Source organism: Larkinella soli (assembly GCF_003703975.1).
GTDB lineage: Bacteria > Bacteroidota > Bacteroidia > Cytophagales > Spirosomataceae > Larkinella > Larkinella soli.
In genome coordinates this window covers 14,335-32,033 of record NZ_QTJY01000019.1, presented here as the reverse complement: position 1 = coordinate 32,033, position 17,699 = coordinate 14,335, and the positions used below count along the sequence as shown (strand labels likewise).

Here is a 17,699-nt window from a genome sequence, read left to right as displayed (position 1 = left end):
ACTGATGCCTACAGAAAGCCCAAAAAACTACCGTTCACCGCATCCGTTCGGCGACCAGATCGGTGGCGATCCGGGCCGATTGCAGGCAGAGCGGGATGCCTCCGCCGGGGTGGACGCTCCCGCCCACGAAGTAGAGATTCCGGAACTGCCGGGAGAAATTGGCGTGCCGCAGAAAAGCCGCAAACCGGTTGTTGGAACTGTTGCCGTACAACGCTCCCTGGGCGCTCGACGTCCGGGATTCGATGGTGCGCGGGTCGAGCAGGGCTTCGCAGGCGATCAGGGGGGCGATTTCGGTGCCCAGCGCTCGACTCAGTTTGCGGATGACGTTCTGCCGCGTCCGGTCGATAAGGGCGTCCCAGTCCTGGCCGGTATTGTTGGGCGCGTTGATGAGGATGAACCAGTTTTCGCAGCCCGGCGGAGCGTCGTCGGGTTTGTGTTTGGACGTGATGTTGAGGTAAACGGTCGGGTCGTCGGACAGGTTCTGCCGGTTAAAGAGGGCGTCGAACTCGGCCCGGTAGTCGCTGCTGAAGAAGATATTGTGCAGCCCCAGTTCGCTGAATTCTTTCCGAATACCCCAGTAAAAGATCAGGCCGGAGCTGGATTTCGGCTGCCGGAGGATGCGCTCGGGCTGGCGGGCCTGGGGCAGCAGCTTCCGGAACGTGCTGACGATGTCCATGTTCGAAACCACCAGATCGAACGGCAGGGTTTCTTCGCGATGTTCCAACGCGCCCGAAAGCGGGTTGGCAGGTGCGGTTTTCAGCCCGACGATGCGGTTTTCTGTCGTGACGAGTCCGGTCACCCGGGTGTTGAAGTGAAACCGCACGCCCAGTTCGCGGGCCAGCCGCACGAGGCTGTTCGTGATCCCGACCATCCCTTCCTTCGGGAAGAAGGCGCCGATGTTGTATTCCAGATGCGGAATGATGTTCATCGTGGCCGGCGTCCGGTAGGGGTCGGAGCCGTTGTAGGTGGCATACCGGTTGAACAGCTGCACCAGTTTCGGATGCGCAAACCGCTTTTCGTTGGCGGCATTCATGGTTCTGAACACTTCCAGCTTCGGCAGGTTCAGGTAGCCCAGCAGCGCGTCGCGGTTGAGCCAGGTCGACAGCCGGTGCAGGGAGCGTTCCAGAAACAGCTTTTCGGTAATGCGGTATTTCTCGGCGCTGTCGGCCAGGTGGTCGAGGAGGTGGCCGGCGGGTTCGCCGATCTTCGTCTCCACCTCCCGGGCGAAGGCGTCGCGGTCGGCCCAGGCGGTCAGGCGGGTGCCGTCGTCCCAGAAATACCGGCAGGTTTCGTCCAGCCGGATGTACTGAAAATAGTCTTCCGGCCGGCGGCCCGCCAGCCGGAACAGTTCTTCCACCAGCTGCGGCATCGTAAACAGCGACGGCCCGGCATCGAAGCGGTATCCATCCTGTTCAAAGCCCGACAGCTTCCCGCCGGGATAGGCGTTGGCCTCGAAAACGTCGACCGTATAGCCCTGCACCGCCAGCCGGACGGCAGCGGCAATTCCGGCAATCCCGGCTCCGACGATGGCAGCAGACTTGAGCAACGGTTTTTAGTTTAGGAGTTGAGGGGTTTAGGAGTTTGGGAGTTAGGGAGTTGGGGCGTTGCGGAGGGTGGCGAGGCTTGTCATCCCGACGCAGGAGGGATCCTGTGGCCCAGTGACCAGTCAGATGGGTTATTGAGCCGCCAGATCCCTCCTGCGTCGGGATGACAAGGTCGGGAGGACAACCCCCAAACCCCTCAACTCCTAAACTCTTCCACTCCCCGACCTTCTCTACAACCGCTTGTAGTAGTTCAGTGTTATCGACGGCTGGTTGCCTTTTTCGGGGAGGGTGTAGTAGCCTTTGTTGTCTTTATCGAAGCAGACGGCTTCGCCCTGAAGGCCGAGCTGTTCGGCGGCCAGCGTTTTGTAGCTGGATTTCTGCATGGCGTCGGCCAGCGTCTGGCCGTCTTTCCGGCGCCAGTGGTAGGTGCCGATGTAGGATTTCAGCAGGATTTCCTGACCGTCGGAGGAGACGCTGCCGCCGGTGATCAGGTTGAGGGGCAGCTCGCCCTGGTAGTCGGCCCGCATCACGTCGCCGGTGCTTTGCGGGTAGGGCAGACGGTACATCCGCACTTTCTCCTCGCTCTTGGTCACGATCCAGAGGTCGCGGGTCTGGGGGTCGAGCAGCAGGGCTTCGGCGTCGCGCGGGCCGTCGGAATACCGGAAGGAGATGCGTTCGATGCCCGAGACGCCTTCGTTCTCATTCTTCGGTTCCGGGAAGCGGTAGATATAGCTGACGTCGTTTTTCTTCAGGTTGTCGCCGATGTCGGCCAGATACAGGTAGGAAACGCCGTTCTGCGGGCCGGGACCGATGGCGAGGTCTTCCCAGTCGCGGTTGCTGATGCCGGGCAGCGGGAAGCGTTTGACCAGTTTGCCGTCGGTGGTCATCAGGTTGATCTGGACGGGCGTGTCGCTGTCTTCCTGCACCCAGAGCCGGTTGTTCATAGTGCGGCTGGCGGCTATGCCCGAGGCTTCGTTGACGAGGTTTGGCTCGACCGGGAACCGTTCAGGAGACGTGGAAAAGCGGTCGGAAGAGCTTCCGGGGGAAGGTTCGTTGCAGGAAAAAAGCATCAGCAGCAGACCGGCCGCCAGGTGGGGATAATGCATAGATTCGGCTTCGACAAGGTTGTACGTTGCAAATAACGCGAAACCGGGGCAGAAAGGTAAGCGGCCGCCCGGGTTTTGTATGAACGGAGGCATGAAGTTTTCCCGTCGATACCCCGTATCTTTGCGGCAGATGAAAACCTACTTTCGCTTACTTTCCTATGCCAAACCGCTGGGCCGCTTCCTGGTGCCGTTTCTGACGACGTCCCTGCTGGCCAGTGTGTTCGGCGTACTGAATTTCACGCTTCTGATACCGCTGCTCAACGTCCTGTTTGATAAGGTCAATCCGGAAGCCCTCCAGGCTCTGCTCAGTCGTCCCGCTCCGGAATGGTCGCTCGACACGTCGCCGACGGACCTGTTTCAATATTATTTCGCGCAGTATTTCCGCCAGTACGGCAAGATCGGCGCCCTGAAGTTCGTCTGTACCGTCATTGTCTGCTCCGTTCTGCTCAATAACCTGTTCAAATATCTCTCGGTCCGGCAGCTGGAAGCCTTCAAGGCGAAAATGGTGGCCCGGCTGCGGGAGACGGTATTCCGTCGGGCCGTCGGGCTGCACCTCGGCTTTTTCTCCAACGAACGGAAAGGCAACCTGATCTCGCGCATCATGACCGACGTGCAGGAGGTCGAGAACTCCATCGCCAACTCCCTTTCGGCGGCTTCCAAAGAGTTTTTTCTGCTGGTGGCCTACTCGGTAACTCTTTTCAACATTTCCGCCCGGCTGACCTTTTTCGCCCTGCTGGTGATCCCGGTTTCGGGCGGGTTCATCGCCATGCTGGTGCGCCGGATGAAGCGCGACGCCCAGGAGGGGCAGCAGCGGCTGGGCGGTATTCTGAGCCTGCTCGACGAAACCTTCGGCGGGATGCGGGTCGTGAAGGGCTTCAACGCCGAACCGTTCATCACCCGGAAGTTTCAGGCCGAGAATGACGGCTACCGGCGGGCCGTGCAGTCGCTGGCGAACCGGCGCGAACTGGCCTCGCCCTTCTCCGAGTTCATGGGGGTGCTGGTGGTAGCCGGGATTCTGCTGTACGGCGGGTCGCTGGTGCTGTCGAACCAGTCGGAACTGTCGGCGGCTCAGTTCATTGCCTACATCGCCATCTTTTCGCAGGTGACGCGCCCGGCCAAGGAGATTTCCAACGCCTTCAGCAGTTCGCAGCGGGGCATTGCCTCCGGCGAGCGCGTGCTGGAACTGATCGATACCGAACCGGCGGTTCAGGATCGGCCGGGAGCCGTCCAACTGGAGGGTTTTCAGCGGGCCGTCGAGGTGCAGCATCTGTCGTTCGCTTACAACCCCGGAACGCCCGTCCTGCGCGACGTCAGCTTCACGCTGACCAAAGGGAAAACCATTGCGCTCGTCGGTTCGTCCGGGGGCGGTAAATCGACCATCGCCGACCTGATTCCCCGCTTCTACGACCCCACCGGGGGTCGGATTCTGATCGACGGCATCGACCTGCGCGACTGCACCGTGCAGTCGCTCCGCAACCAGATGGGCATCGTGACGCAGGAGAGTATCCTGTTCAACGACACCATTTTCAACAACATCGCCTTCGGGAGCGAGGCCGACGAGAAGGAGGTGATGCGGGCCGCTAAAATCGCCAACGCCCACGACTTCATCATGGCGCAGCCCGACGGCTATCAGACCCTCATCGGCGACCGGGGCGGGCGGCTTTCGGGCGGGCAGCGGCAGCGCATCAGCATCGCCCGGGCCGTTCTGAAAAATCCGCCGATTCTGATTCTGGACGAGGCCACTTCGGCGTTGGATACCGAGTCGGAAAAACTGGTGCAGGAGGCCCTGACCCGACTGATGGCGCACCGGACCACGCTGGTGATCGCGCACCGGCTCAGCACCATCCAGCACGCCGACGAAATTCTGGTGGTTCACAACGGCGAGATCGTCGAGCGCGGCACCCACCAGGACCTGCTGGGCCTGGATGAGGGCTTCTACCGGCGGCTCAGTTCGCTACAGGGCGTATAAGCCGTCAGCGGAGCTGGTTTTGCAGCCGTTTGGCGATGGAGTGACTTTTGAAGGTGTCGGGCAGCCGGTCGTACATGGCTTTGGCCTCGGTTTTCGGGAACTGCGGCCAGTACCAGTTCAGCAGGTAAAGACTCAGCAGCGAGTTCGGATTGTCGCGGATCATCTGCTGCACCTTCTGGTACTGCTCCTGCTTCAGCCGCTTCTCTTCCCGCGCTACACGGTTGGCCACGGACGTATCGCTGGCGGCCCGCTGGCGGTCGTTGTACAGGTCCATCAGCACATCCCGGTAGGGGCGCTCCACGTCGTTCTGAAACTTTAGCCAGGCATCCGTCAGGGCGGAGCCTTTCACCGCCGACTCGCGGAAATTTTCCCGCGAGCCCTCCAGCGTCACGTCCTGATCCCAGATAAACTGCACCTGGCCCGGCAGCCCGGCCGCCACGAGGCTGTAGAAATCCGTTTCCGGAACGTTGCGGCTGAACGAAAACCGCCCGTCGGTGGCGCGGGTCGAGTCGATGGTAATCAGGCGGCTATTGGTATTATCGGTTTTCTTGAGGTAAATCATGGTCGAACCCAGACCGGCCACATTGCCCTGCAGCCGCACATTTTTCTGGGCGTTTGCCATTCCGGCGACCAGGGTGAAAACAAGAATCACAACTACATTTTTCATGTTTGGAAGAACAGTCTTCATGGACATTACCGCTTGCTAAAAGGATTTGAATTACAGGATGTATTCAGGTATAATTACGGATATATAAACTACAAAAGTACGCTTTCGGTACCAGTTTACCCTACCCAAATTAGGCCTCGGCCAGCAATCTTATCTTCCGGCCTTGTCATTTCAAAATTATTGGTAGTAAAAACGTAACACTTACCTGTATGGACGCGCTCTCCCCTTCAGCCGCAGTCGCTACCGATGCCGGGCGTATGGAAGAAACCCTTCGGCCCGTTTCCAAAGCCGACCGGATTCAGACCGTCGACCTTATCCGTGGGTTTGCCCTGCTGGGCATTCTGATGATGAACATTCCCTTTTTCGGCCTTTCGACGGCCGCCATGCCCCGCATCTACACCGCCCCGGAGGGTTCGGCCGATTTTCAGACCAATCTGGTGGTTTCGGTCGTGTTCGAGGGCACGATGCGGGCGCTGTTTTCCATGCTGTTCGGGGCGGGGATGCTGCTGTTTTCGGCCAAGAAGGACCTTCAGATCGACGGCTATGGCCTTGCCGATTTCTACTACCGCCGGCTGTTCTGGCTGATTGCCTTCGGGGTGATCAATGCCTATGTGCTGCTCTGGCCGGGCGATATTCTGTATACCTACGGCATCTGCGGTCTGTTTCTGTTTCCGTTCCGCAAACTGAAGCCCCGGGCCTACCTGATCGCGGCTTTTCTGTGTGCCGCCGTCGTCTTTACCAAAGGCGCTTTCCATGCGATGGAGACGAAGGAGAAGCGGGAAAAGTATCTGAACGCCGTCCGGCTGGAAAAGCAGCAAAAGAAACTGACCGACGAGCAGAAAAAATCGAAGGAAGCGTGGCTGGACCTCGAAAAGCGCGTGAAGTACGACAAAAAGAAGGAGGAGGAACATAACCGGAAAATGCACGAAGGCTACGGCACGATCTTCAGCAAATACCTGCCGCTCAACGCCACGCTCGAATCGACGAAGTTTTATCAGAATTTCGTCTGGGACGCCCTGGCGATGATGTTCCTCGGGATGGCCCTGTTCAAATGGGGCTTTTTCTCCAACAAACTCCCTACCCGAACCTATGTGATCACCCTGCTGGCGGGGTACGGCATCGGCCTGACGCTCGGCTGGCTGGGCTTCTGGGATATGGTGGCGTGGTTCCGCAATCCGGGCCGGGTTCTCGACGCGGACGCCTTCCCCTTCCGCGCCCTGTATGACCTCCGGCGGGCCGCGTCGGCCATCGGACACGCCAGCCTGCTGCTGCTGATTTACCGCTCGGGCGTGGTACCCTGGGGGATGAAGGCCCTGGCGAACGTCGGGCAGATGGCGTTCACCAACTACCTGATGCAGAGCATTATCTGTTCGTTGTTTTTCTACGGCTACGGGCTGGGTTACTTCGGTCGGCTCGCCTTTTACGAGTTGTATCTGGTCGTGGCGGCCGTCTGGGTCTTTCAGATTATCTTCTCGGCCGTCTGGCTTCGGTTCTTTCGTTTCGGGCCGTTCGAATGGCTCTGGCGCTCACTGACTTACTGGAAACGACAACCGATGCGGCTGGCATGAGCGGGAAACGGACGCGGTTTTGGGTTACCCGGTTTCTGGCTGCGGTCGCGTTGTGCGGATCATGGGCTTTCGCCTTCGGACAGGATGCGGTGAGCAGTGTCCGGCCGCCTTCTCCTGAGGAGCTGGTGCAGCGGCAGATCGACGCCTGGAACCGCCATAACGCCGACGATTTCGTGGCGCCCTACAGCGACAGCACCAGCCTGTATCTGTTCCCGGACAAGCTCATCCGGCAATTTACCAGCAAGCAGGAACTGCGGGACTATTACGGCCACTTTTTTGAAAACAATCCCAACCTGCACTGCGAGGTCGCCGGGCAGCTCGTCTCCGGCAACACCGTCATCCTGCTGGAAAAGGTCACCGGCCGCGCCGATGGCCGCAACATCGAGTCGATCGTTACCTACAAGATCGTCAACAACCAGATTGCGAGGGTGTACTTCGATTACCGGAAGTAGGAGCCGGAAGCCTCACTTAGTTACCGAAATCGACTGAATCTTCGCAAACTTGTTCGGGCCGCCCTTTTCACCGACGGCCGGCTCGAAGCCCAGCTGAACGATGGTGCCCCGCCAGGTAGAGGCCTTCGTCAGGTCGATCTCGTAGGTGCGGTAGACGCCGTCGCCCGTGATCGGGAAGTCGATGTAGCGGTCGGGCAGAAATTCGGGGTCGCCCGGATACTTCCAGCGCAGACGGGCCTGCCCGGCGTCGGTTTTGAACGCTCCCTTCACATACAGCTTCGGGATGCCGGCGGCCTGCCATTGCTCCTCGGGGCCGATCAGCAGGAAGTTGCCGTTGTCGAGCGGAATGTCCAGTTCGTTTTTAATGGGCCAGCCCCGGTCGGCGCCCTGATAAAACCACCACGACTGCCGGTCCGACACGAAGCGGTAATCCGGGGCCGTGCGCGGGCGCGGCTGGTCGTACACGAACTTCCGGATCTGGTCGACCGACCCGACCACCAGCGTGTACTCGTATTCATACTGGATATTATGGTCGATCACTTCGTAGGTCGAGGCCGTGATGTAGGCCGAGTTGAAGTCGTACATGCCCTCGCCGGCGGCCGCCCCGAAGGAGCCGGCCACGAAATAATAGTGGTTGGGACGGTACAGGCCCACGCCGAAGCCGGCGTCGTTGACCAGAGCGGACCAGTTTTCGGTGCCGTGCAGGATCGCTCCTCCCAGGATCTGGTTGACGGTCTGGCTCTGGGTGCGGGTCAGGCCGTCGCCGGTGAAGGGCCGCCCGCCGGTGTAGGAGACGACGTTTTTGAAGGGCGCGTTCAGGAAAACCGCCGGAAGCTCCTGCGGCCGGGCCGAATACTGTTTCGTATCCGAGCGGTTGTTGTTCAACCGGTGGCGCACCCGCACGGTATTGCGGTCGAGCGTGACCCAGGTTTCGATCGTGCATTCGGCCGGCTCGTTGTTGTTGCCCCAGAGCAGCGGGGCCGTCCGGACGTAGATTTCGGTGCCGGTGATGCGGTGTTCGAGCACTTTGGAGCGGTTACCGTAGGCGTCACCGGCGATGATGGGGTTCCAGCCGACGTCTTTCCAGAGCGGGTGCGGCTGTTTATAGGGATTGGGGCCGGAATAAAAAGCCGTCTGAATAAGCCGCCCGGGGTCCCAGCCGTTGACCATGTTCTGCCCGTTGGCGGAGGTGGCCAGATAGGCGATCGCACCGCCCATCTTGAGGTCGATGCCCACGCGCAGAACGCCGTTGTCGATGTAGGAGGCTTTGGGCGGGGCGGTCGGCAGGTCGGTTTTGGGCGGTTCGCCGGGATTATTGGGGTTCCCGGGATTGCTGGGATCCCCGGGGTTGCCCGGATTTCCGGGATTTCCGGGAGTACCGGGATTCCCCGGGGTACCGGGTGTTCCGGAGGTGCCGCCCGGGTTGGTCGGGGAGGGCGTTCGCCATACCCGATCCTCGTATTTGCTGCAATGTGAAAACGTGAGGCCGATCAGCGCCATCAGAACCCAGACACGTCGACGGTTCATCATGAATCTGTGGATTGAAAATGCCTCGCAAATTGCACGGAATCGATCAGCTTTCGAAAAACAATTTTGAAAAAATTTCTACTTATTTCACCGCCATCCACTAATTTTGTGGGATTTTTGACCATACCGAAACAGATTGGCTTAGTAAGAAACTGATTGCCAACCTGTTTCCTTCGGGCCAGTACGTTTCAGGGGGTCAGGGATAGAACGTCGCGGATCGGCAGGGCGTGTCAGACATTTCGGTGTTGACCGTTTCTGTTTTATTCCGACGGGTTTACCACTTTTTCCGAAACGTTTTACACAAAAATGCCCAAAGACTCCTCCATCCGCTCGGTACTCATCATTGGTTCCGGTCCTATCATCATCGGTCAGGCTTGTGAATTCGACTATTCCGGCTCGCAGGCGGCCCGGTCGCTGCGCGAAGAAGGGATTGAAGTTGCGTTGATCAACTCGAACCCGGCCACGATCATGACCGACCCGCTCAATGCCGACTATGTGTATCTGAAGCCCCTTGAGAAAAAGTCGATCGTCGAAATCCTGAAAAAGCACCAGGAGATGGGTCGCCCGATCGATGCGGTACTGCCGACCATGGGCGGCCAGACCGCCCTCAACCTGGCCATCGACTGCGACAAGGCGGGTGTCTGGAAAAAATACGACGTCCGGATCATCGGCGTCGACATCAGAGCCATCGAGACGACGGAAGACCGCGAAAAATTCCGGCTGAAAATGATCGAACTGGGCATCGGCGTCTGCAAGGGCCGCACGGCCCGCTCGTTCCTCGAAGGCAAGGAGATTGCCCAGGAGATCGGCTTTCCGCTGGTGATCCGGCCCTCGTTCACGCTCGGCGGAACCGGGGGCGGTTTCGTCGACAAGCCCGAGAACTTCGACAAGGCTCTCAACAACGGCCTGCACGCTTCGCCGGTGCATGAGGTGCTGATCGAACAGAGCGTCATGGGCTGGAAGGAATACGAACTGGAACTGCTGCGCGACGGTTCGGGCAACTTCATCATCGTCTGTTCCATCGAAAACTTCGACCCGATGGGCGTTCATACCGGCGACAGCATCACCGTCGCACCGGCCATGACGCTGCCCGACACGCTGTACCAGCAGATGCGCGACCTTGCCATCAAAATGATGGACGGGATCGGGAAATTCGCCGGCGGCTGTAACGTGCAGTTCTCGGTCAACCCGGCCGACGACTCCATCATTGCCATCGAGATCAACCCGCGCGTGAGCCGCTCCTCGGCCCTGGCGTCCAAGGCGACGGGCTACCCCATCGCCAAGATCGCGGCTAAAATGGCCATCGGCTACAACCTCGACGAACTGATCAACCCGATCACCGGAACGACCTCCGCCTTCTTCGAGCCGGCCATCGACTACGTGATCGTGAAGGTGCCGCGCTGGAACTTCGACAAATTCCAGGGGGCGGACCGCTCACTGGGCCTCCAGATGAAATCGGTGGGCGAAGCGATGGGCATCGGCCGGAATTTCCAGGAAGCCCTGCAGAAGGCCTGCCAATCGCTCGAAATCCGGCGGAACGGCCTCGGCGCCGACGGCCGGGAACTGACCGACCAGGAGGCTCTGAAGCACAGCCTGGCGAACCCGAGCTGGAACCGCCTGTTCCATATCTACGACGCCTTCAAGACTGGTATTTCGTTCAAAACCATCCAGAACCTTACCAAGATCGACAAGTGGTTCCTCTACCAGATCGAGGAACTGGTCGAACTGGAGCGGGAAATCGAGAAATATACCATTCAGACGGTTTCGTACGACCTGCTGCTGTCGGCCAAGCAGAAAGGCTATGCCGACCGGCAGATCGCCCACCTGCTGCACTGCGTGGAGAGCGAGGTCTACCAACGGCGCATGGAACTGGACATCCGGCGGGTCTACAAGTGCGTCGACACCTGCTCGGCCGAGTTCGAAGCCCGCACGCCGTACTACTACTCGACCTTCAACGCCACGCACGAAAACCCGGACAACGAGTCGGTGACGACCGGGCGGAAGAAGGTGGTGGTGCTGGGCTCCGGCCCGAACCGCATCGGCCAGGGGATCGAGTTCGACTACAGCTGCGTACACGGCGTGCTGGCGGCCAAGGAGTGCGGTTACGAGACGATCATGATCAACTGTAACCCCGAAACCGTCTCTACCGACCCGGACATCGCCGACAAGCTGTACTTCGAGCCGGTCTTCTGGGAACACGTCTACGACATCATCCAGCACGAAAAACCGGAAGGCGTCATCGTGCAGCTCGGCGGGCAGACGGCCCTGAAAATGGCCGAGAAGCTGACCAAATACGGCATCAGGATCATCGGAACGGATTACGAATCGCTCGACCTGGCCGAAGACCGGGGGCGGTTCTCCAGCCTGCTGCGTGAAAACAACATCCCGTATCCGAAGTTCGGCACGATCCGGACGGCCGACGCGGCCAGCGATCTGGCCCGCGAACTGGGCTTCCCGCTGCTGGTGCGGCCGAGCTACGTGCTGGGCGGCCAGAGTATGAAGATCGTCATCAACGAGCAGGAACTGGAGCAGCACGTGGTCAAGATCCTGAACGATATTCCGAACAATAACATCCTGCTCGATCACTTCCTGGAGAATGCCATCGAAGCCGAAGCCGATGCCATCTGCGACGGCGAGGACGTCTACATCATCGGCATCATGGAGCACATCGAGCCGGCCGGGATTCACTCGGGCGACTCCTACGCCGTGCTGCCGACCTTTGACATGAGCGACGCCGTGGTGAAGCAGATCGAAGCCCACACGCGAACCATCGCCCGGGCGCTCAATACCGTCGGGCTCATCAACATTCAGTTTGCGGTAAAGGATGAGATCGTGTATGTGATCGAAGCCAACCCGCGGGCGTCGCGGACGGTGCCGTTCATCTGCAAGGCCTACCAGGAGCCGTACGTGAACTACGCGACGAAGGTGATGCTGCGGGAGAAGAAGGTGAAAGACTTTGATTTCAAGCCGGTGAAGAACGGCTACGCCATCAAGATTCCGGTGTTCTCGTTCAACAAGTTCCCCAACGTGAACAAGGAACTCGGGCCGGAAATGAAGTCGACCGGCGAAGGCATTTATTTTATCGAGGACCTCGACGACGAGTTTTTCCAGAAGGTCTACGGCGAGCGGAACCTCTACCTGAGCCGCTGAGACCTCCGCTGCCGACAAACGCAAACCCGCTGCCGGACGAACCGTCCGGTCGGCGGGTTTGTTGTTTTTGCCTCCCGGAGAATTTTACGACCGGTATATGCAGGAGTAAGGCAACTGTTTCGGCGTCTTTTGCGTTTACTGATAAAACAGTACCTTTACGAATTTCCCGGGTTAGACATGTTCAAATTCCTGTTTATTCTCCTGTTGATCATTGCCTTCGTACCTCCGGTCCGGCGGTTTGTCTTCTGGTTGCTGGTGGGCCGCCAGATCGTGAAAGAACAAAAGCGGGCCAACGATCCCTTCAGGGGCCATGCCGAAGGTCAAACCCGGGTGAACCATGTCCCGCCCGGAACCCAGGACTCCAAGCTGAAAGGCGGGGAGTATGTGGATTACGAAGAGGTAAAATAAGCCGGTCTGCTTACTCCGGCCGGACGACTTCCCGCTCCTGCAGGTATTTCACGGCCAGACCGCGCATCGAATAGCCGTTCACCGTCGTCGAGGTGTAATACTGGTACCGGACGGCGACCAGGGCGTCCGCGCCCAGCTTCTTGGCCTGCATCGTCAGCCGGGCCAGCAGCAGTTCCTTTTCCTCGATATTGTTTCCCCGCTTCACCATCCGGCCTTTTTTCGGCTGCTGATTTTCCGAGAGCGGCACTTCCTCCCTGTATTCCAGCCACTCCATTTCCGTAAAGGGCCGGTCGGGCTGCTGGTTTTCGTAAAAGACGTCCACCGGATAATTCGGCTGCATGGCGATGGGAATTGCGGGCCGGAAACACCCGCCCAGGCCGATCCACAGCAGCAGCCAAACCGCCCCCCACCGGCTCCCGACCCGATTCATTCGATATTCGGTATTCATCATTCGGTATTCGCTATTTTAACTGGTTTAAGACCTTCTCGACAATTTCCGGAAAATACCGGTGTTCCAGTACCTGGACCTTCCGCGCCACGTCTTCCGGTGTGTCGGTGGGGTCGAGCGGGCAGGCGGTCTGGAAAACGACGGCTCCCTCATCGTACCGTTCGTTCACGAAGTGAATCGTAATGCCCGATTCAGCCTCTCCGGCGCTCACTACCGCTTCGTGTACGAAATGGCCGTACATGCCTTTTCCGCCGTATTTCGGCAGGAGGGCCGGGTGAATGTTCAGCATCCGGTTGGGAAACGCCCGGACCAGGGCTTCCGGTATGAGCCACATGAAACCGGCCAGCACGACGAGGTCGATTTCCTGCTTCCGGAGGAGCCGGACGATCCGCTCGCTCCCGTAAAACGTGGTCCGGTCGAACACCAGCACCGGAATATGCAGGCGCCGGGCGCGCTCGATGACGCCGGCTTTCGGGTTGTTGGTCAGTATCAGGGAAATTTCAACTTCCGGCCGGTCGGCGAAGTATTCGGCAATTTTTTCGGCGTTGGAGCCTGAACCGGAAGCAAACAGGGCAATGCGTTTCATTGAATCGTTGAACGGAAGGGAAAACTTCGGTAAAGTTCTAAAACTTTGCGGAAGTTGATGGAAAACAACGTGGCAAACGATTTATCTTTGAAAAATTCCGCCAACGAAGTGCCGTATGCTACAATCGCATCAACTGACCTTCTCTTACTCGCCGAATAAACGCTTCACTTTTCCGGACCTTCGCTGCAATGACCGTGAGGCCCTGCTGATTCTCGGCAAGTCCGGGAAAGGGAAAACCACCCTGCTCCATCTGCTGGCGCTGCTGCTGCGTCCCGAAAGCGGCTCGGTCACGATCGGCAATACCGACCTGACGAAACTCACCCCGGCAGAAACCGCCGGCTTCCGGGCGGCCCACGTCGGAATCGTCTTCCAGAAGCCGCACTTCGTCAGTTCGCTTTCGGTGATGGATAACCTGCTGATGGCGAATTATCTGGCCGATAAGCCCCAGGACAGAACCCGCGCCCGCCAGCTGGCCGATCACCTCGGCTTCGGCGACCACCTCGGCAAGAAGACCCACCAGCTCAGCCAGGGCGAACAGCAGCGGGTGAGCATCGCCCGGGCCGTGATGAATGCCCCCGGCGTCATCCTGGCCGACGAACCCACCTCCAGCCTCGACGACGACAACTGCGCGCGGGTCGTCGCCCTGCTCCGGGAGCAGTCGGAAGAAATCGGGGCCAGCCTGATCGTCGTGACGCACGACCAGCGGCTGAAAGACATCTTTAGCAACCAGGTTTTTCTGTAAACTGAAATGAACCTCCTGAAAATCAGCTGGGCCAACCTGAAAGATAAACCGCTCAGCAGCTTCCTCAGCGGGCTGCTGATGACGCTCGGCATCACCATCATCTCCCTGCTGCTGCTGCTTAACAAGCAGCTCGACGAGCAGTTTTCCAAAAACGTGAAGGGCATCGACATGGTGCTGGGTGCGAAGGGAAGCCCTCTTCAGCTGATCCTATCCAGCATCTACCAGATCGACGCGCCGACGGGCAACATCCCGCTGGAAGAAGCCGAACGCCTGACCCGCAACCCGATGATCAAAACCGCCATTCCGCTGTCGATGGGCGATAATTACCGCTCTTTCCGGATCGTCGGAACCAACCGGAAATACGTCGATCATTACGGTGCCACCGTCGGGCAGGGCAAGCTGTTTCAGAACGATCTGGAAGTGACCATCGGCGCCCGGGTGGCCGACGTCACCGGCCTGAAGCCGGGCGATACCTTTTCCGGCTCACACGGTCTGGACGAGGAGGGCGAAGCTCATGCCGACACGCGCTACAAGGTGGTCGGTGTTTTTAGTCCCAGCAATACCGTAATCGATCAGCTGATCCTGACGCCCCTGTCGAGCGTATGGGCCATTCACGAGCACCACGAGGAAGGCGAAGCGCACGAAGGGGAAGCCGGGGAGGAACATCACGACGAAGAACACCACGAAGGCGAGGAACATGCCGAAGCGGGCGAAGCCCGTGAGATTACCAGCATGCTCATTCAGTTCCGGAACCCGCTGGGCATGATGATCGCCCGCGGCATCAACAATAACTCCAAACTTCAGGCGGCCCTTCCGTCGATCGAAATCAACCGGCTGTTTTCACTGCTCGGCGTCGGGGTCGATACGCTGCGGGGGCTGGCCGTCGCCATCATGATCATCTCGGGCATCAGCGTGTTCGTTTCGCTCTATAACTCTTTGAAGGAAAGGCGGTATGAAATGGCGTTGATGCTGTCGATGGGCGCAGGTCGGACGCAGCTGTTCGGCATGCTGCTGCTGGAAGGGCTGGTGCTGTCGCTGATCGGGTTCGTGCTTGGGATGCTGCTGAGCCGCATCGGCCTGCTGCTGTTCTCGATGCGGGCCGAGCAGGAGTTTCACTACAGTCTGTCCACGATGGGCATTCTGCCCGAAGAATGGGGCGTTCTGGGGGTGGCGATCCTGATCGGCGTCCTGGCGGCCGCCCTACCGGCCCTCGGCATCTACCGGATGAACATTTCGAGAACGCTGGCGGAGGAATGAGATAAAAAAAGCTCCCGGAATCGGGAGCTTTTTTTATCGGCCAATGGGCCGGATGCCGGACTTTCGGACGTCGCCGACGACGATGAAGCGGTAGCGGGGGTCGTTGTCGAACAGATTTTTTGAATCGCGGTATTGCTTCTGGGCGCGCTGACGGGCGTCGGCGAAGAGTTTGCGGCTTATTTTCTGACGCCGGGAAGACAACACCTTGCGCAGGTCCACGTCGCCGATCATCGAGGTCTCCAGGCAGACCAGATCCTTATGTTCCTCATCGCGGTAATAGCCCAGGAAGCAGTGATCGGCCAGCAGAACCAGAACCGGGTCGATGTGGATCGAACGCAGCACCGAAGCCATCAGGATCATGCCGTCCACGCAGTTCGCCTGGCGGTTGTTCCAGGTCTGGTCGATCAGCCGGACGCGCTGGCTGTACAGGTTCTGCGAAATGCCGGTGCTGGAGTTGGTCGAGATGGAGCTGTATCTGATGCCGTGTTTCTGCATGGCGTACCAGATCGAGAAGACCTGATCGTCCACACGTTTTTTGTCCCCGGTCTGGTACCCGTCGAACGCGTCAACGATGTCGGTCTGCAGCGCCTGCGCCAGCACCTGGTCCACCACCGGATCGTCTTCGTTGATGTAGGCCACATACATGTAGTTCAGATCGAGGTCCTCGTCGTCGCTGCCGTCCCCTTCCCAATAATACGGACAATCGTTGACCGACCGCATCGTGGCCACCACCGTCCGGTGGCCGATCCTCTCCTGGTCGGTATACGCCGTGATGGTGAAATTGACCGGCGTCGGCTGCTGGAGGGCCCGAAGTTTCTGAAAATTCCAGGGGATCAGCGGGGTGATTTCGTATTCTTTGCCTTCTTCCTGGAGCGTTCCTTCGAAGACGGTAGCCTCACTGAAAGGCGTCGCGGCCACCTCCACCCGGACGGGAGTGTTGCGGCCGGGGTTCTTCACGAAAATCGCCACATGGCCGTCGCCTTCGCCGAGAGTATATTTGTCGTTTTTTTCCGACAGAGCCGCCGTCGCCAGGAGATAGGAGGGGAAAATCTGCTGTTCCATACCGACCACCACCGACATCCGCCGGGAGGCATCCGGCGCGGAAGATGAGGAGGACGCCGGGGAAAGGCGTGCCAGAACATCGCTGCCGGAGCCGGAAGGCGCCATCTGTGCGAAGCCGGCGGCAGTTAGAAAATAAAATGCACTAAAGGTCAGAACATTGCGGAACAATATCATCTCAGGCGGTACGGCTACAAACTATTCTACGGTCGGTAATGCGAATATGCAAATTTTGGTCCATTTAATCAATGGACTACCTCCCGAATCAAAAATAGAAGTTAGTTTTCGCAATCCGGCTCGTTGCAGGGCGCCTGCGTCCACTCGGTTTCGAGCGTACTGTGCTGAATGTTCAGGTGTTCCAGTTGGTGACGGACCCGGTGTTTGAGCGGTTCGATTTCGGTGGTCGGCACGTCGTCGCGCAGAACGAGATGGGCAGTCAGCGCATTTTCCGTCGTGCTCATCGCCCAGACGTGCACGTGGTGAACCGCCTGGATACCGCCGACCCTGCCGATTTCGGCCTTGACGGCTTCCAGATCGATGTCGGCCGGAACCCCGTCGAGCGACAGCCGGACGCTGTCGGAAAGCAGCTGCCAGGTCGAGACGAAAATCACGACCGCCACGGCCAGCCCGGTGGCCGCGTCCAGCCAGAACCAGCCCGTATACTGAATCAGGATTCCCGATACGACCACGCCCAGCGAAACCAGCGCGTCGGCCGCGAGGTGCAGGTAAGCCCCTTTCACGTTCAGGTCATGGTCCTTATCGCGGTAAAACAGCAGTGCTGAGGCCGTATTGATGAGGATGCCCAGCCCGGCCACCCAGGCCACCGGCCCGCCCTGAACCGGCTCCGGACTGCGGAAGCGGTGGACGCTCTCCCAGACGATGGCCCCGATGGTCACCAGCAGCAGAACGGCATTGATGAGTGAGGCCAGCACGGTGCTTTTCCGGAAGCCGTAGGTGAAGGTGGACGTCGTGCGGACCCGCGCCAGCCGGAACGCCAGCAGCGACAGCAGCAGGCTGACCACGTCGCTGAGGTTATGGCCCGCATCGGCCACCAGCGCCAGCGAGTCGTAATGAAACCCCGCTCCGAACTCCGCCAGCACGTAGACGGTATTCAGAATGACGCCGATCACCAGCGCCCGGTTGACCGAGCGGATCGCCGGGGCGTGGTGATGATGGCCGTGGTCGTGGGTATGGGAATGCGAATGAGCCATATCTC

Annotated in this window: 15 protein-coding genes; 7 read left to right on the top strand and 8 right to left on the bottom strand. The window is 59.2% G+C overall.

Translation table 11 applies throughout. From position 1 onward, the window contains the following. Positions 1-34: 34 nt before the first annotated feature. Complete coding sequence (gene crtD, locus DX909_RS25060) at positions 35-1,546, bottom strand: 1-hydroxycarotenoid 3,4-desaturase CrtD (protein ID WP_128547989.1); 1,512 nt, start codon at positions 1,544-1,546, stop codon at positions 35-37. 228 nt (positions 1,547-1,774) lie between these two features. Then, entirely contained in the window at positions 1,775-2,650 is an 876-nt protein-coding gene (locus DX909_RS25055) for a PE-PGRS family protein (RefSeq protein WP_128547988.1), read from the bottom strand. 130 nt (positions 2,651-2,780) lie between these two features. Here DX909_RS25055 and DX909_RS25050 point away from each other — a divergent pair, with 130 nt between their 5' ends. Further along, positions 2,781-4,619, top strand: a complete 1,839-nt coding sequence (locus DX909_RS25050; RefSeq protein WP_128547987.1) for an ABC transporter ATP-binding protein — start codon at positions 2,781-2,783, stop codon at positions 4,617-4,619. A 4-nt stretch (positions 4,620-4,623) separates the two neighbouring features. Here the strand turns inward: DX909_RS25050 and DX909_RS25045 are convergent, their stop codons facing one another. Beyond that, the gene (locus DX909_RS25045; RefSeq protein ID WP_164851401.1) at positions 4,624-5,286 is read right to left on the bottom strand and encodes a DUF4369 domain-containing protein; all 663 of its coding nucleotides are present in this window, start codon (positions 5,284-5,286) and stop codon (positions 4,624-4,626) included. A 209-nt stretch (positions 5,287-5,495) separates the two neighbouring features. Here DX909_RS25045 and DX909_RS25040 point away from each other — a divergent pair, with 209 nt between their 5' ends. Both DX909_RS25040 and DX909_RS25035 read left to right on the top strand, forming a co-directional pair. Continuing rightward, positions 5,496-6,854, top strand: a complete 1,359-nt coding sequence (locus DX909_RS25040; protein WP_229311180.1) for a DUF418 domain-containing protein — start codon at positions 5,496-5,498, stop codon at positions 6,852-6,854. After that, entirely contained in the window at positions 6,851-7,306 is a 456-nt protein-coding gene (locus DX909_RS25035) for a nuclear transport factor 2 family protein (protein WP_164851400.1), read from the top strand. The genes DX909_RS25040 and DX909_RS25035 overlap by 4 nt, the downstream gene beginning before the upstream one ends. A 12-nt stretch (positions 7,307-7,318) precedes the next feature. Here DX909_RS25035 and DX909_RS25030 read toward each other — a convergent pair whose 3' ends face one another. Continuing rightward, on the bottom strand, positions 7,319-8,836 hold the full coding sequence (locus DX909_RS25030; RefSeq protein ID WP_128547984.1) for a hypothetical protein: 1,518 nt from the start codon (positions 8,834-8,836) through the stop codon (positions 7,319-7,321). Positions 8,837-9,139: 303 nt separating this feature from the next. On the opposite strand from DX909_RS25030, the gene carB reads away from it, so the two are divergent. Together carB and DX909_RS25020 are read left to right on the top strand one after the other, a co-directional pair. Continuing rightward, positions 9,140-11,983, top strand: coding sequence for a carbamoyl-phosphate synthase large subunit (gene carB, locus DX909_RS25025; protein WP_128547983.1), 2,844 nt, complete (start codon positions 9,140-9,142; stop codon positions 11,981-11,983). Positions 11,984-12,160: 177 nt separating this feature from the next. Further along, positions 12,161-12,391: a DUF4834 domain-containing protein gene (locus DX909_RS25020; RefSeq protein WP_128547982.1), complete on the top strand. Its 231-nt coding sequence runs from the start codon at positions 12,161-12,163 to the stop codon at positions 12,389-12,391. Positions 12,392-12,401: 10 nt separating this feature from the next. Here DX909_RS25020 and DX909_RS25015 read toward each other — a convergent pair whose 3' ends face one another. Both DX909_RS25015 and purN read right to left on the bottom strand, forming a co-directional pair. Continuing rightward, positions 12,402-12,842 (bottom strand): YbjQ family protein, encoded by a 441-nt coding sequence (locus tag DX909_RS25015; protein WP_229311179.1) that lies wholly within the window; start codon positions 12,840-12,842, stop codon positions 12,402-12,404. A gap of 10 nt (positions 12,843-12,852) precedes the next feature. Then, positions 12,853-13,425 (bottom strand): phosphoribosylglycinamide formyltransferase, encoded by a 573-nt coding sequence (purN, locus tag DX909_RS25010; protein WP_128547981.1) that lies wholly within the window; start codon positions 13,423-13,425, stop codon positions 12,853-12,855. Positions 13,426-13,540: 115 nt separating this feature from the next. On the opposite strand from purN, the gene DX909_RS25005 reads away from it, so the two are divergent. Both DX909_RS25005 and DX909_RS25000 read left to right on the top strand, forming a co-directional pair. Further along, a complete protein-coding gene (locus DX909_RS25005) occupies positions 13,541-14,167 on the top strand; it encodes an ABC transporter ATP-binding protein (protein ID WP_128547980.1) in 627 nt (208 codons plus the stop codon). A gap of 6 nt (positions 14,168-14,173) precedes the next feature. Continuing rightward, complete coding sequence (locus tag DX909_RS25000; protein ID WP_128547979.1) at positions 14,174-15,424, top strand: ABC transporter permease; 1,251 nt, start codon at positions 14,174-14,176, stop codon at positions 15,422-15,424. Positions 15,425-15,457: 33 nt separating this feature from the next. Here DX909_RS25000 and DX909_RS24995 read toward each other — a convergent pair whose 3' ends face one another. After that, positions 15,458-16,660, bottom strand: coding sequence for a hypothetical protein (locus DX909_RS24995; RefSeq protein WP_128547978.1), 1,203 nt, complete (start codon positions 16,658-16,660; stop codon positions 15,458-15,460). Positions 16,661-16,761: 101 nt separating this feature from the next. Next, complete coding sequence (locus DX909_RS24990; protein ID WP_128547977.1) at positions 16,762-17,694, bottom strand: cation diffusion facilitator family transporter; 933 nt, start codon at positions 17,692-17,694, stop codon at positions 16,762-16,764. Positions 17,695-17,699 lie beyond the last annotated feature (5 nt).

Excerpts from the sequence above, each read along its gene's own strand:
- DX909_RS24990 (WP_128547977.1), bottom strand. The coding sequence starts at position 17,694 with ATGGCTCATTCGCATTCCCATACCCACGACCACGGCCATCATCACCAC.
- DX909_RS25015 (WP_229311179.1), bottom strand. The coding sequence starts at position 12,842 with ATGATGAATACCGAATATCGAATGAATCGGGTCGGGAGCCGGTGGGGG.
- DX909_RS25030 (WP_128547984.1), bottom strand. The coding sequence starts at position 8,836 with ATGATGAACCGTCGACGTGTCTGGGTTCTGATGGCGCTGATCGGCCTC.
- carB (WP_128547983.1), top strand. The coding sequence starts at position 9,140 with ATGCCCAAAGACTCCTCCATCCGCTCGGTACTCATCATTGGTTCCGGT.
- DX909_RS25020 (WP_128547982.1), top strand. The coding sequence starts at position 12,161 with ATGTTCAAATTCCTGTTTATTCTCCTGTTGATCATTGCCTTCGTACCT.
- DX909_RS25050 (WP_128547987.1), top strand. The coding sequence starts at position 2,781 with ATGAAAACCTACTTTCGCTTACTTTCCTATGCCAAACCGCTGGGCCGC.
- purN (WP_128547981.1), bottom strand. The coding sequence starts at position 13,425 with ATGAAACGCATTGCCCTGTTTGCTTCCGGTTCAGGCTCCAACGCCGAA.
- DX909_RS25000 (WP_128547979.1), top strand. The coding sequence starts at position 14,174 with ATGAACCTCCTGAAAATCAGCTGGGCCAACCTGAAAGATAAACCGCTC.
- DX909_RS24995 (WP_128547978.1), bottom strand. The coding sequence starts at position 16,660 with ATGATATTGTTCCGCAATGTTCTGACCTTTAGTGCATTTTATTTTCTA.
- DX909_RS25055 (WP_128547988.1), bottom strand. The coding sequence starts at position 2,650 with ATGCATTATCCCCACCTGGCGGCCGGTCTGCTGCTGATGCTTTTTTCC.
- DX909_RS25005 (WP_128547980.1), top strand. The coding sequence starts at position 13,541 with ATGCTACAATCGCATCAACTGACCTTCTCTTACTCGCCGAATAAACGC.
- DX909_RS25045 (WP_164851401.1), bottom strand. The coding sequence starts at position 5,286 with ATGAAAAATGTAGTTGTGATTCTTGTTTTCACCCTGGTCGCCGGAATG.
- DX909_RS25040 (WP_229311180.1), top strand. The coding sequence starts at position 5,496 with ATGGACGCGCTCTCCCCTTCAGCCGCAGTCGCTACCGATGCCGGGCGT.
- DX909_RS25035 (WP_164851400.1), top strand. The coding sequence starts at position 6,851 with ATGAGCGGGAAACGGACGCGGTTTTGGGTTACCCGGTTTCTGGCTGCG.